We start from the raw sequence: 13584 nt of genomic DNA, 5'->3' as shown, positions 1-13584 counted from the left end.
CGAAGTGGAACCCGAAGCCGAAGGCCAACGGCAATGGCGTAGCCGAGTCGAACCTCCCGCTACAAAAGCCACGACGGCGAAGCCGAGCACCCAACAACCGCGATGGCGAAGCCGAGCCGGACAGGGCAATGCGAACGCAGGAAACCGGTAATGAGGCGAGCCGAACAACAAACACAACCACGCACGACTGCGATTGGGGCTTGACTTTGGGTGCGAGGTGCTATGCTGGTTGGATCGGCCGGGCTCCTTATGCCCGGCTTTTTAAGGCCGATGTGCGCCTCGCAAGGGCCCCGAAGTCAAGCCCCAATCGCAATCGTCGCGAAGCGGCGATGAAATGACCCGGCCCGTCATACGACCCACGCGCCCACCAACACAAGGCGACCACACCAGCAAAGGCGACCACCCCGCTGGAACCCGCGCCAAACCACAAAAGCCGACCCGCAAACCCCAACGCACAGCCGACCCGCGCAAGCCCCAACGCAAGCCCCAACGCAAGCCACCCGGCCCCAAACTCACAACGTCCGCACCCGAACAGGCATGTCCCGAGCCACCACCCAGGTCCCCAGCACCGCACCCGCGAACGCCACCACCGACACCAGGTGCCACCCGGCCCCCATCAACGACGGCAGGTCGGGCACGAACGGCAAGTTCCCCGCCCCAGGGATTCCCGCGGTCGTGACCATCACGAGCATCAACCCGACCGGCACCGAAAACACCCCGGCAGCGCCGAACCGGTCGAACGCCGCCGCGCAGAACATCCCCACCGCGCACCACACCAGGAACATCAGGAAGTAGGCGACAACGGAACCGTGCGGATCGGCCTTCCACCCCATGGCCGAGTAGATCCCGCCCTCGACCACGAACCCGACCCACACGATCAAGCTCATCGCGACCGCCAGCACCACCGAGAACCCGGTGGCAGCGCTCAGGAACTCGCGGCGCGTCCGCCCGTGTGCGATGGCGATCGGGAGCGTGTTGTGGACGACGTAGATGCCCGCCCAGAACAGGAACCAGCGCGCGACCTGGGACCCCAGAACGTTCCACCCGCTGATCGTCACGTCCCGAAAACCGGAAACGACGAACGTGAGCACGATGACCAACACGAAGGCACAAGCCGCGACCACAGCGCAGAACGTCACCAGCGTCCGGGTCAGCAAACGGAAGACCTTCACCGCTTCCCTCCGACCGGTTCGGTGAGGTGCACGAACAGGTCCTGCAACGCGATCGGCCCCAACTCCAGCCCGAGCTGACGCGCCCGCACGAACTGCCCGTCGTCCAAGCCTCCATAGACCATCGCAGACTTGCTGCGCCCCAACGACTTCGAGCTGAGCACGGTCAGGCCCGCGGTGAACTCGTCCACGTCAGCAGCGTTTCCGGTGACCTCGGTGCCACGCGACCGCAGCACGTCGGCCTCCTCCTGCAGCACCAGGCGACCGCCGTCGATGATCACCACCTCTTCCAGCAGTGACGCCAGTTCCTCGATGAGGTGGGTGGAGATGATGATGGTTCGCGGGTGCGCCATGAAGTCGGTGAGCAGCGCGTCGTAGAACGCGTACCTGGTCGGCGTGTCCATGCCCAGGTGTGACTCGTCGAGCATCGTCAGCGGCGAGCGGCTGGCCAGGCCGATCACCACGCCGAGTGCGGATCGTTGGCCCAGCGAGAGTTCGCCGACCTTGCTCTTCAACGGGATCTTGAACAGCTCGACCAGTTCCAGCGCGTACGGGTTGTCCCACGTGTCGCGCCAGGCCGCGCCGTACTCGAGGACGTACGAGACCTTGTCGCCCTTGTCCGCCGCGTCGGCCGTGTGCCGGACCAGGCAGACCTGGCGCATCGCGGCGGCGTTCTCGAACACCGGTTCGCCGTCGAGCTGAACGGATCCTGAAGGCTTGCGGTAGCCGGCCAGTGCCGACATCAGGCTGGTCTTGCCCGAGCCGTTGCGGCCGAGCAGTCCGTAGATCTTGTTGCCGGACAACGAGAAACTCATGTCGTCCACGGCCGTGACGTCGCCATAACGCAGCGTTAAGCCCTGCACGTCGACGCGCATCACATGTCCCCCTGCTGGTGCTGCTCGATGCGGCGGATGACGTCGGCGAGGGGAATGCCGATGGCGCGCGCCTCCGCGACCATGGGGTCCACGACCTCGCCGAAGAAGTTCTCCCTGCCCTGTGCCCGCAGCATGTCGCGAGCCTGCGCGCTCACGAACATCCCGATCCCCCTCTTCTTGTAGAGCACCCGTTCGTCCACCAGCTGCTGGAACGCCTTCGCCGCCGTGGCCGGGTTGATCCGGTAGTAGGCGGCGTACTGGTTGGTCGACATGACCTGCTCGTCCGCCTTCAGCACCCCGCTGAGCACGTCCGCCTTGATCCGGTCGGCGATCTGGCGGTAGATCGGGCTCCGGTCGTCGAACACGGCTCACTTCCTGGGTTCGTTACTCATGTAATGAACCATAGCAGTGTCGGCGTAGGATGCGCACGTGGTCGGGATCGCGATCCTGTGCGCGGCGCTCGCGGCCGGGTGCAGCGCGCTCGGTGCGATGTGGCAGCACGCCGGGGTGCGGGAACTTCCCGATCTGAAGCTGACTTCGGCGTACCGGCTGATGTCGTCACGCCGGTGGGTCTACGGGTTCCTGGTGCTGCTCGCGTGCGCGGTCCTGCAGATCGTCGCGCTGGCACTGGCCCCGGTGTCGGTGGTCGCGCCGTTGAACGCGCTCGCCATCCCGATCATCGCCGTGGCTCGGGCGCGACGGTTCAGCGGACTGCTCGCGTCGGCGGTGCTGGTGGCGACGGCGGGGATCGTGGTGTTCGTGTCGATCACGGCGGGTTCGGCGGTGCCGACCGACGTGTCGCCGAAAGTGGCGTTGCAGGCGGGGCAGCTCGTGGTCGCGGCCGTGCTCGTGTGCGTGGTCGTGGCGACGTTCACGTCGGACGCCGTCAAGGCCCTCGCACTCGCGGTGGGTGCCGGCATCACGTACGGGCTGGTCGCCGTGCTGGTCAGAGACGTCGCGACCGCGCTGCCGAAGATCGAGTGGATCTCGTTGGCGGGCTTGGCCATCGCCTTCCTGACGGGGGCCTGGTTCATCCAGCTCGGTTACGCCGCCGGTCCACCCGACCTCGTCGTGGCCGGTCAGACCGTGGTCAACCCGATCGTCGCGGCGTGGATCGGCATCAAGCTGCTGGGCGAGGGCACGGGCATGAGCGGCCTGACCCAGGCCGGCCTGGTGGTCAGCGCGATCGCCGCCGTGACGGGAACCGTCGTGCTGGCGCACTACTACCGTGCCAGGGTGAGTGCATGAGCTTCGTCGTCACGGGAGGTACCGGCTCCCTCGGCAGGCACGTGGTGGCCGCGCTGCCCGGCGCCCGACCCGTCTCCCGCTCGACCGGCACGGATCTGTTGCGCGGCAAGGGTCTGGGCGCGCTCAGAGCAGACGTCGTGGTGCACTGCGCAACGTCGTTCCGGCACGAGGTCGCCATGGCGCGCGCCGTCCTCGCGGCCAGGCCCGCCCACCTCGTGTACATCTCGATCGTCGGCTGCAACGAGGTCCCGCTGCCCTACTACAAGCAGAAGCACGCGACCGAGCGGCTGATCATCTCTTCCGGCGTGCCGCACACCGTCCTGCGCGCCACGCAGTTCCACTCGTTGCTGCGCAGGATGTTCGACAGCGCGTCGAAACTGCCGCTCATGCCGGTGCCGGGCTTCCGCTTCCAGCCGATCGACGAGGCAGAGGTCGGCCTGGAACTGGCCGCGCTGGCCCAAGCCGCGCCCGCGGGCATCGCCCCGGAGATGGGCGGCCCCGAAGTCCGCGAGGCAGTCGACTTCGCCCGCAGCTACCTGGCCGCAACGGGAAAGACCCGCAAACTGCTGCCGGTGAAGGTGCCGGGAGCGACGTACCGCGCCTACCGCGCGGGCGGGAACCTCACCCCGGACCGCGCGGTCGGCAAGCGGACGTTCGAGGACTACCTCACCGGATAGACGCCGGCCGCAGGTCGGTCCAGTTCTCCTCGACGTACGCCAGGCACGCGTCGCGGCTCTCCTCGCCGAAGACCTTCGTCCACCCGGCGGGCACCTCAGCGAACGTCGGCCACAGCGAGTGCTGCTGCTCCTCGTTGACCAGCACGAAGAAACGTCCCTGCGGATCCTCGAACGGGTTGGTCATGACAGGCCCTCTCCTCACTTGACTGCTTCGAGCTCCGACATCGCCTCCGCCACGGCCACCGGCCGCCGCAGGATCGAGTCGAGAATCTCGCCAACCCGCACGGCCGTGTTCGACAGCAGCGAAGACGTGATGCCGTGCGTGTGCTCAGTACCGCCCTGCAGGTAAATCCCGCCGCGGACGTCCTCGTTCATGACCAGGCGGTAGTCGCGGGTCACCTTCAACCGGCCGTGCTCGTCGCGCTCGCACGCACCGGCGAGCTCCCCGAGCAGCCGCGCCGGGTCCGCCGGCCGGTACCCCGTCGCGTACACGATCACGTCGGCGTCGACCGGCACGCGCGAACCGTCCGCGAGCGACTCGATCACGCACGAGCCGTCGGAACCGACGTCCGTGAGCCGAGACGTCTTGTGCAGCAACAACCTCTGCTGCCCGAGCACCTTCTCCCGGTAGACGCGCCGGTACAGCTCCTCGATCAGGTCCTGGTCGACCACGCCGTAGTTCGTGTTGGCGTGGTAGCCCATCAGCCTGCGCTTGACGTCCTCCGGCGCGGCGTAGAAGTCGTCCACCGCGGCGGGGTCGAAGATCCGGTTCGCGAACGAGCTGTCATCGGCGGGGCTGTACCCGTAACGCGCGAAGACGCCGTGCACCACGGCCCCGGGAAACCGCTCGTGGAAGAACGCCACGGTCTCCGCCGCGCTCTGCCCGGCGCCGACCACGACGACCTGCCGCACGTCCTTCAGGGTCTCCACGCCGTGGAGCAGGTCCTTGTTGTGCCAGATCCGCTCACCGGGAGCGACGCCGTCCGGCAGGTTCGCCTCGAGCCCCGTCGCGAGCACCAGGTTGCGCGCCCTGACGACCTCGGTGCCGGCGGCGAACTCGAACCCGTCACCGCGGACGCCGATCGCGCCGACCTCGGCGCCGTACGACACGTGGTGCGAGACGCGCTCGGCCGCCCACTCGAAGTAGTCGTGGAACTCCCTGCGCAGCGGAAAGAGGTTCTTGTGGTTGACGAAGTCGATCAGCCGCCCGCGCTCGCGCAGGTAGCAGAGAAAGCTGAACGTGCTCGTGGGGTTGCGCAGCGTGACCAGGTCCTTGAGGAACGACACCTGCATGGTCGCGTCCTCGAGCAACATCCCGCGGTGCCACCCGAACCGGGCCTGCCTCTCGAAGAACCGCGCGCGAACGGGCAGCGCGTGCTCCTCGACCGCGATCGCGAGAGCGAGGTTCGACGGCCCAAAGCCGATGCCGGCCAGGTCCAACACCGGTTCCATCGCGATCCTCTCCGAGCACCAGGGCGGCGTAAAGCAACCCTAACTTAACTAAGGCATACCTTAGCTAGTGCGTTCGGACGTGATCTACACCGCTGGAGCGCCGTTCGAGTCGGTGTCGAGCCCATGCACACCCTCCAACCAGCAGGCGACGCGACGTCGTTCCCCGACCGGTTCCAGCGCAGGCATCCGCTCGCCGCACACGTCCATCGCGGACGGACAACGCGGGTGGAACGGACACCCCGCCGGCATCGAACGCAGGTCCGGTGGCGATCCGGGAATGCCCCGGAGCTCACGCCGCGGGCCGCGCAGGGCCGGGAACGACGACAGCAATCCCTGGCTGTACGGGTGCTTGGCCGCGCGGTAGATCTCCGACGCCGGCGCCTCCTCGACGACCCGGCCGCCGTACATGATCGCGATGCGGTCGGAGAACTCGACCAGCAGCGAGATGTCGTGCGTGATGAAGACGATGGAGAAGCCCAGCGTCTCCCGCAGCCTCATCATCTGACCGAGGATCTGCCGCTGCACCACCACGTCCAGCGCGGTGGTCGGCTCGTCCATGATCACGATCTCGGGTTCGAGCGCGAGCGCCATCGCGATCATCACGCGCTGCCGCATGCCGCCGGAGAGCTGGTGCGGGTACGACGACAGCCGGTCGACCGGGATGCCCACCAGCGACAGCAGCTCACGGCCACGAGCCGCCCGCTCCGGCCGCGACATCGACGGCCGGTGCGTGCGCAGCACGTCGTCGATCTGCGTGCCGACCGAGATCACCGGGTTCAGCGCGTTCATGGCGCCCTGGAACACGATCGCGATCTCGTTCCAGCGCAGCACCTGGAGCTGCTTCTCGGTCAACGAGAGCAGGTCGTGGCCCTTGAACAGCACCTCGCCGGACGGCACCCGTCCCGGTGGCTGGAGCAGGCGGGTCGCGGCGTAGGCCAGCGTGGACTTGCCGCTGCCGCTCTCCCCCGCCAGGCCGAGCACCTCGCCGGCGTTCAAGGTGAGAGAAACGTCGTGCACGGCCCGCAACGAGCCGTAGTCGACCGAGAGGTCGCGGATCTCCAGCACCGGGCTCATGCGCGCACCTTCCGCAGCCGGGGATTCGCGTACTCGTCGATCCCGAAGTTGATCAAAGCAAGCGCGGTGCCCAGCAAAGCGATGCACAGGCCGGCGGGGACGAACCACCACCACGCGCCCTGGCCGAGCGCCTGGTTGCTCTGCGCCCAGAACAGGATCGTGCCCCAGTTCCAGGTCGACAGCGACACGACGCCGACGAACGACAGGGTGATCTGGAGCATGACCGCGAAGATCACCGTGCCGACGAACCCGGACGCGATGACGGCCACGAGGTTCGGCAGCACCTCGAACACGATGATGCGCCACGTCCGTTCGCCGGACGCCCGTGCCGCCTCCACGAAGTCGCGGCGCCGCAACGACATCGTCTGCGCGCGCAGCACCCGAGCACCCCACGCCCACGCGGTCAGCGAGATCACCGCCGCGATCAGCACGGTGTCGGCCGACGGCAGCATCGAGGCCACGATGATGATCAGGGGCAGCGCCGGGATCACCAGGAAGACGTTGGACAGCATGGACAACGCCTCGTCGGCCGCGCCGCCGAGGAACCCGGCGGTCACGCCGACCAGGATCGACAGGAACGTCGCCAGCACACCGCAGACCAGCCCGACGACCATCACTCCCCTGGTGCCGACGAGCACCTGGGAGAAGATGTCCTGCCCGGTCGTGGTGGTGCCGAACCAGTGCGCGCCCGACGGCGGCGACAACAGGTCGTCGCTCATCGCGGACGGGCCGTAGGGCGCGATCCACGAGCCGACGACCGCGATCAGCGTGAAGAAGGCCAGAATCCCGAGGCCCAGCCTGGTCTTGAAGTTCACCGGGGATCAGCCCTCCCGTCGCGTGCGCGGGTCGAGCAGCAGGTAGCCGACGTCCGCGAGCAGGTTCGCCACCAGCACCGCCAAGGTGATCACCAGGAACACGCCCTGCATCAACGGGTAGTCCTTCGCTCCGATGCCCTGGAACAGCACGTAACCGAGGCCCGGATAGGAGAACACCATCTCCACCAGCAACGCGCCGCCGACGATGAAACCCAGCGACAGCGCGAAACCCGAGATCGACGGCAGGACGGCGTTGCGGGCGGCGTAGGCGAACATGATGCGCCGCTGCGACAGGCCCTTCGCCCGCGCGACCAGCACGTAGTCCTCGGCCGTGACGGTCACCATCATGTTGCGCATGCCCAGGATCCAGCCGGCCACCGAGCTCACGACGATCGTGACGCCGGGCAGGACCGCGTGCTCCAGGACGCTGCCGATGAACTCACCGGACCACTCCGGCACGAGCCCGGCCGCGTACCCGCCGGACGCGGGCAGCAGCGGGAACGTCACGGAGAACACCGAGATCGCGATCAGCCCGAGCCAGAAGTACGGGATCGACGACAGGAACGTCGTCACCGGAATGAGCGAGTCCATCCACGAACCGCGCTTCCACCCCGCGTAGACGCCCATCAGGGTGCCCAGCAGGAACGCGATGACCGTGGTCACGCCGACCAGCCCGAGCGTCCACGGCAACGACTGCGAGAGCACGTCGGCCACCGGCGTCGGGAAGAACGTGAACGACAAGCCGAGGTCGCCGCGCAGCAATGCACCCCAGTAGTCGACGTACTGCGCCCAGATCGACTTCTTCTCGTCCAGCCCGAACAGGATGTACAGCGACGCCATCGCATCGCTGTTCAACCGCCCGCCGAGCTTGGTGATCATCGCTTGCACCGGGTCGCCCGGCAGCAGGCGCGGCAGCAGGAAGTTCGCCGTGATCGCCGCCCACAGCGTCACGAGGTAGAAGGCGGCGCGGCGCAACAGGAACGTCATGCCGCCGCCTCCCCGTACAACCAGCAGGCCGCCCAGTGCCCGTAGGAGTCGACCTCGGTGCGCGGTGGCGCCTCCGTCCAGCAGCGCGACTGCACCTTCGGGCAGCGCGGCGCGAACCGGCAGCCCGTGGACACCGCCGCGACCTCCTCCGGCGGGGCGTCCAGCGCGACCACCGACCGTTCCGGATCGGGCGCGGACTCGATGAGCAGCTGCGTGTACGGGTGCGCCGGCCGCTGCGTCACGGACTCGCTGTCGCCGCCCTCGACGATCTGCCCGCCGTACATCACGAACGTCTCGTCCGCGAAGTAGCGCGCCGACGCGATGTCGTGCGTGATGTAGAGGACCGCGAGCTTGAGCCGTTCCTTGAGGTCCAGCAACAGGTTGAGCACACCGAGCCGGATCGAGACGTCCAACATGGACACCGGTTCGTCGGCGAGCAGCACCTCGGGGTGGGCCGCGAGCGCTCGCGCGATCGCCACGCGCTGCCGCTGACCACCCGAGAGCTCGTGCGGGTACCGCGAGAGGAAGTCGGCGGGCAGGTGCACCCGCTCCAGGAGCTCCTCCGGCGTCTCCGGCCGCTTGTGGATCTTCAACGGCCGGGTCAGGTGGTAGCGGATCGTGTGGATCGGGTTGAGCGATGCGAACGGGTCCTGGAACACCATCTGGACCTTGCGCCGGTACTCCCGGACCCGTCGCACCTTCCTGCCGTCCAGCAGGATCTCCCCCTCGGTGGGCTCCACCAGCCGCGCCAGCAGCTTCGCCACCGTCGACTTCCCCGATCCCGATTCGCCGACGAGGGCGGTCACGCGCCCGCGGCGCAGGACGATGGAGACGTCCTGCACCGCGCGCACGCGCTTGTAGGTCTTGACCAGACCCTTCGCTTCCAGCGCGACCGACCTGTCTTTGTCGGACACCGTCATGACGCCGGCGTCAACTTCATGACGATCTGCAGCGCGTTCGGCAGCGTGGCCTGCGGCGGACCGTACGGGTCCTCCTCGGACGGCCAGCCGACCCAGCTCTTCGTGCTGTACTCCGCACCGATCGGACCGGCGGAGGTCGGGATCATCGGCACCTGCTCGACCATGATCTTCTGCAGCACCGCGAGGCTCTTGGCCCGTCCCGCGTCGTCGGCGGCGTTCGCGTACTCGGCGAGCGCGGCCGTGGCCTCGGGGTTGTTGTAGCGGCCGAAGTTGACCGCGGCGGTCTGCCCGATCGGCTTGATCTCCGCGCCGTCCATGATGTTCTGGTACATCTCGTACGGCGTGGCGCCGGTGTTGGTCCAGCGCAGGGAGCCCTGGAACGCGCCGTTGGCGAAGTCGGTCGTCCACGCGTCCGCGGTCTGCGTGCGCACGGTCGCCTCGATGCCGATCTTCTTCAGGTCGCCCTTGATGATGTCGAGCACGGTCAGGTAGTCGGACCAGCCGGACGGGTTGGTGAGCTCGATCGTGACGGGCTTGCCGTCGGGCGCCTTGAGCACGTCGCCCTCGAACTTGAAGCCGGCCGCGGTCAGCTTCTGCTTCGCACCGTCGACGTCGATCTTGAACTTGGCGTCCTTGTACTCGGGCGCGAGGAACGAGTCACCGGCGGGCAAAGGCATGCCGGTCTTCGACTCGAGCTTCGGGAAGAGCTTCGCCTCACCCTTGACGAAGATCGCCTCGCGGTCGATCACGTCGCTCATCGCCGCGCGCAGAGCCGGGTTGTCGAACGGCGCGACGGTCGTGTTCAGCCACAGGCCGTGGATGCCGAGACCGGCCGGGAACCACAGCTTGTGGTTCTTCGGGTCCTTGTCGACGTAGAGCTTCTGGTAGTCGGGGATGAAGACGTACGACCACTGGCTCGCGCCGGACGCCAGCGCGGTGGTCTGCGCCGTGTTGTCGTTGTACGAGGTGTACTGGATCTCCGGGACCTTCGGCAGTTCCTTCCAGTACTCGGCCCGCCGCGCCACCGTGACGGTCTGCGAGGTGAACGACTTCACCTGGTACGGGCCGGTGCCGACCGGGTTCGGGTTGGTGTAGGTCGTCGGGTCCGGCACGGTGCTCCAGATGTGCTGGGGCACGACCATCGCGCTGATGACCTTGTTGCGGTTCACGAACTGCGGCGAGCCGAACGTGACCTCGACCTTGCCGTCCGGCGTCGCCGTCGCGGTCTCGACCTTGAGCGAGTCGCGGTTGTTGAGCGCCGGCCACTTCTTCAGGATCTCGTACGAGAAGGCGACGTCAGCGGCCGTGAGCGGCTTGCCGTCGGACCACTTCACGTTCTCCCGGATCGTGAAGGTGATCTTCTTGTAGTTGTCGGTCCAGTCCCACTTCGTCGCGAGCCACGGCACGGGCTCCTGGGCGGGCCGCGTGTTGTTCACGAACGCGAGCGGCTCGTAGATCACGTAGCGGTAGCCGAGCGAACCCGCCGCCGACGTGGGCAGGAACGGGTTGTGGTTCTCGGTCAACGGTCCGTTGGGCATGCCCACGGTCAACACCCCGGCAGCCTTCGTGGCACCACCGGAGGAGCAACCTGTCGCCGCGAGCGCCAGGGCCAACGCGACGATGACTGTTCTGCGCATGGGGTGATCTCCCGATACGACGGTGTATGAGAGCGCTCTCGTACACGGCACGGCGAACTCGCCAGACCGCGTGCGACGGCCTGGCGTGTCCGTTCAGTTGTGGTGGGTCAGGGCGCGGATTCGCGCACGATCAACGAGGTGGGCAGCACCAGCGGGTGGTCGGGCATCGGCTGTCCCTCGAGCGTGGAGAGCAGCATCCGCGCGGCGGCGGCGCCCATCTCCTGCAGCGGCTGGCGGATCGTCGTCAGCCGGGGTTCGGTGTGTCCCGCGACCGGGACGTCGTCGAAGCCGACCACGGACACGTCGCCGGGGACGGTCCTGCCTGCTTCCCGCAGCGCCCGCAGCACCCCGACCGCCGAGAGGTCGTTCTGCGCGAACACGGCGTCGAACGGGATGCCACTGGCGACGAGCTTGTCGACGGCGACTTCACCACCTTCCGTGGTGAAGTCGCCGTCGACCACGAGGTCCGGGTGCAGCGTCAAGCCCGCTTCCGCCAAAGCGAGCCGGAACCCGTCCAGCCTCGCCTGCGTGCACCCGAAGTGCGGTGGTCCGGTGACGACGGCGAACCTGCGGCGACCGGCCGCGACGAGATGCCGTGCGACATCCGCGCCTCCCTGCCGGTTCGTCGTCGTCACCGAAGGGAACTCCGGGTGCGAGCCGCGATCGTCGATCATGACGACCGGCAGCCCCGCCCGGTAGAGCGTGGAGATGTAGTGCAGGGCGTCCGGCGGCTCGACCACCAGCAGCCCGTCGAACGCGTTGGCGGACACGTGGTTCGCGAACTGGTTCAGCGACTCGGGCCCGCGGTTCAGCGTGTAGAGCAGCAGCCCGTACCCGTCGGCCTCGAGCGTGTCGACGATGCCCTGCAGGACCTCACCCATCCACGGCCAGGTCAGCGATGGCGCGAGCATCGCGACCGTGCGGGTGCGGCCCCGTGCCAGGCCGACGGCACGCGCGCTGGGCACGTACCCGATCTCGTCGATGACCTTGCGAACCCGCTGCGCGGTGGAGGCGTCGACGTCCGGCTTGCCGTTCAGCACACGTGACACGGTCGCTTTGGACACCTGGGCGCGTTGGGCGACCTCCGCGATCGTGACACGCATGCCGAACTTCCTTTCCGCCGCCTCTGAAACCGGTTTCGGTACCGGTTCCGCTGAGGTGTGACGGAGTCAACAGCCTGACGCGAGCTTTAGTCAAGACTCTTTCCGGAAGTTCGTGGGAGCGTTTCCACGGCCGCGCTCATCGCCGCAGGTACCGCCCGATCAAGAACGTTGCAAGCTCTTCCCGGTACGGCTGCGCCGAACGGAGCAGCCAGGGCCGTCCGGTTGATCGTGCACAATCGGTGGCATGGGGGTTGTGACAGCGGTCAGCCGCAGCGAGGAGTACACGTTCACCAAGCCCGTGCGGGAGAGCATCACGCTGCTCGCCGGTCTCGGTGTCGAGGGCGACGTCCACCAGGGCGTCACGGTGAAGCACCGGTCGCGGGTCGCGCAGGACCCGACCCAGCCGAACCTCCGCCAGGTGCACCTGATGCACGCCGAGCTCTTCGACGAGCTGCGGGACAAGGGCTTCGAGGTCGAACCAGGCGAGATCGGCGAGAACGTCACCACGCGGGGCGTCGACCTGCTCGGCCTGCCCACGGGAACGTTGCTGCACCTGGGTTCCGAGGCCGTGGTCGAGGTGACCGGGCTGCGCAACCCGTGCCTGCAGATCGACGGGTTCTCGAAGGGCCTGCTCAGGGAGGTCGTGGGCAAGGGGCCGGACGGCGAGCTGGTCCGGCGCGCGGGGATCATGTCCGTCGTGCTGGTGGGCGGTGTGGTGCGTCCTGGCGACGAGATCCGGGTGGAGCTGCCGCCAGAGCCGCACAAGCCGTTGGACAGGGTCTAGTAGTGCTTTGTTAGGTTAGTCGGTAGTTGTTGTGGCGTAGCGGTTTCACGGTTTGGTGGCAGGTCAGGCAGACGCCGGTCCAGGTCGCGAGGAGTAGTTGCAGTTCGCGGACGACCTTGTAGAGGGTCAGGCCGGCGCAGCCGCTTTTGGGTCTGCTCGCAGCAAGGTGAGGAACAGGTGCGCCGCCGTGACCAGGGTGACGTGGCGGTGCCAGCCCTGCCAGGAGCGGCCCTCGAAGTGGTCCAGGCCCAGGCCGGTCTTGAGTTCGCGGTAGTCGTGTTCGATCCGCCAGCGGATCTTGGCGTAGCGGATGAGGTCGGTGTGGCTGGTGTCGGCTGGGAGGCTGGAGAGCCAGTAGGTGACTGGTTCGGGTTCGTCGTCGGGCCATTGGGCGATCAGCCACCGCTCGGGCAGGATGCCGTCGTCGAGGTCGCGGGGGACGCGATGCCCGGCGGGCCGGACTCGCAGGAACACGAACTGTGAGGACAGTGCGCCTTTGCTGCCTTCGCGCCAGGTGACGGTGAGTGCGGCTTCGCGGCCAGCGGCGGCCACGTGCCGGGCCAGGCTGACCGGCTCGTCCGGGTAGACGGGCGTGTCAGCGGGCCGGCGGCCGCACCGGCCCGTCCCGGACCATTCCCGCACGGCGGGAACCGCCTCGCTGGTGTGCGCCAGGGCCTCGCCTTTGAGCTGCACGCTGTAGGCGATGTCCCGCTCGTCGAGCGCGGCGCGGAACTGGCCGTTGTCACCGTAACCGGCGTCCGCGACCAGCACGGGCGGCCGCAACCCCTGTTCGGCGAGTTCGTCGAGCATCTCGACAGCCAGCGTCCACTTCGGACGATGTCC

The 13584-nt window shown here is 67.8% G+C and carries 15 protein-coding genes; 3 read left to right on the top strand and 12 right to left on the bottom strand.

The window, feature by feature from the left end:
- Positions 1 to 512: 512 nt before the first annotated feature.
- From AOM45_RS42080 to AOM45_RS42070, 3 genes are read right to left on the bottom strand one after another with little or no spacing between them, the layout of a single operon-like run.
- Positions 513 to 1172 carry a hypothetical protein gene (locus AOM45_RS42080; protein ID WP_059362972.1) on the bottom strand — a complete coding sequence of 220 codons (660 nt, stop codon included), beginning with the start codon at positions 1170 to 1172 and terminating at the stop codon, positions 513 to 515.
- Positions 1169 to 2044: an ATP-binding cassette domain-containing protein gene (locus AOM45_RS42075; RefSeq protein WP_030474264.1), complete on the bottom strand. Its 876-nt coding sequence runs from the start codon at positions 2042 to 2044 to the stop codon at positions 1169 to 1171. Before AOM45_RS42075 ends, AOM45_RS42080 begins: the two co-directional genes overlap by 4 nt.
- Positions 2044 to 2409 (bottom strand): GntR family transcriptional regulator, encoded by a 366-nt coding sequence (locus tag AOM45_RS42070; protein WP_030474265.1) that lies wholly within the window; start codon positions 2407 to 2409, stop codon positions 2044 to 2046. The genes AOM45_RS42075 and AOM45_RS42070 overlap by 1 nt, the downstream gene beginning before the upstream one ends.
- 64 nt (positions 2410 to 2473) lie before the next feature.
- On the opposite strand from AOM45_RS42070, the gene AOM45_RS42065 reads away from it, so the two are divergent.
- Together AOM45_RS42065 and AOM45_RS42060 are read left to right on the top strand one after the other, a co-directional pair.
- The gene (locus AOM45_RS42065) at positions 2474 to 3292 is read left to right on the top strand and encodes a DMT family protein (RefSeq protein ID WP_051784877.1); all 819 of its coding nucleotides are present in this window, start codon (positions 2474 to 2476) and stop codon (positions 3290 to 3292) included.
- Positions 3289 to 3969, top strand: a complete 681-nt coding sequence (locus AOM45_RS42060) for an SDR family oxidoreductase (RefSeq protein WP_030474267.1) — start codon at positions 3289 to 3291, stop codon at positions 3967 to 3969. The genes AOM45_RS42065 and AOM45_RS42060 overlap by 4 nt, the downstream gene beginning before the upstream one ends.
- Here the strand turns inward: AOM45_RS42060 and AOM45_RS42055 are convergent.
- The 8 genes from AOM45_RS42055 to AOM45_RS42020 all read right to left on the bottom strand — a co-directional run bounded on the left by AOM45_RS42055 (position 3959) and on the right by AOM45_RS42020 (position 11957).
- A complete protein-coding gene (locus tag AOM45_RS42055; RefSeq protein WP_030474268.1) occupies positions 3959 to 4153 on the bottom strand; it encodes an MbtH family protein in 195 nt (64 codons plus the stop codon). The genes AOM45_RS42060 and AOM45_RS42055 overlap by 11 nt on opposite strands.
- A 14-nt stretch (positions 4154 to 4167) precedes the next feature.
- On the bottom strand, positions 4168 to 5421 hold the full coding sequence (locus tag AOM45_RS42050; RefSeq protein ID WP_035914240.1) for a lysine N(6)-hydroxylase/L-ornithine N(5)-oxygenase family protein: 1254 nt from the start codon (positions 5419 to 5421) through the stop codon (positions 4168 to 4170).
- A gap of 84 nt (positions 5422 to 5505) precedes the next feature.
- Complete coding sequence (locus tag AOM45_RS42045) at positions 5506 to 6495, bottom strand: ABC transporter ATP-binding protein (protein WP_051784878.1); 990 nt, start codon at positions 6493 to 6495, stop codon at positions 5506 to 5508.
- Positions 6492 to 7310, bottom strand: coding sequence for an ABC transporter permease (locus AOM45_RS42040; RefSeq protein WP_236704031.1), 819 nt, complete (start codon positions 7308 to 7310; stop codon positions 6492 to 6494). Before AOM45_RS42040 ends, AOM45_RS42045 begins: the two co-directional genes overlap by 4 nt.
- Positions 7311 to 7316: 6 nt before the next feature.
- The gene (locus AOM45_RS42035; RefSeq protein ID WP_030474272.1) at positions 7317 to 8297 is read right to left on the bottom strand and encodes an ABC transporter permease; all 981 of its coding nucleotides are present in this window, start codon (positions 8295 to 8297) and stop codon (positions 7317 to 7319) included.
- Positions 8294 to 9217, bottom strand: coding sequence for an ABC transporter ATP-binding protein (locus tag AOM45_RS42030; protein WP_051784879.1), 924 nt, complete (start codon positions 9215 to 9217; stop codon positions 8294 to 8296). The genes AOM45_RS42035 and AOM45_RS42030 overlap by 4 nt, the downstream gene beginning before the upstream one ends.
- On the bottom strand, positions 9214 to 10854 hold the full coding sequence (locus AOM45_RS42025; protein ID WP_030474274.1) for an ABC transporter substrate-binding protein: 1641 nt from the start codon (positions 10852 to 10854) through the stop codon (positions 9214 to 9216). The genes AOM45_RS42030 and AOM45_RS42025 overlap by 4 nt, the downstream gene beginning before the upstream one ends.
- Before the next feature lie 107 nt (positions 10855 to 10961).
- A complete protein-coding gene (locus AOM45_RS42020) occupies positions 10962 to 11957 on the bottom strand; it encodes a LacI family DNA-binding transcriptional regulator (RefSeq protein ID WP_030474275.1) in 996 nt (331 codons plus the stop codon).
- Between the two features lie 244 nt (positions 11958 to 12201).
- Between AOM45_RS42020 and AOM45_RS53270 the strand changes: the two genes are divergently transcribed.
- Positions 12202 to 12741, top strand: coding sequence for an MOSC domain-containing protein (locus AOM45_RS53270; RefSeq protein WP_030474276.1), 540 nt, complete (start codon positions 12202 to 12204; stop codon positions 12739 to 12741).
- A gap of 126 nt (positions 12742 to 12867) precedes the next feature.
- On the opposite strand, the gene AOM45_RS42010 is transcribed toward AOM45_RS53270, so the two are convergent.
- The coding region (locus tag AOM45_RS42010; RefSeq protein WP_156249768.1) for an IS701 family transposase at positions 12868 to 13584 on the bottom strand (717 nt) is incomplete at its 5' end.

The sequence above is a fragment of the Lentzea aerocolonigenes genome (assembly GCF_000974445.1).
Lineage (GTDB): Bacteria > Actinomycetota > Actinomycetes > Mycobacteriales > Pseudonocardiaceae > Lentzea > Lentzea aerocolonigenes.
The sequence above is the reverse complement of the archived record's forward strand: the minus strand, read 5'-3'. Positions and strand labels throughout refer to the sequence as shown.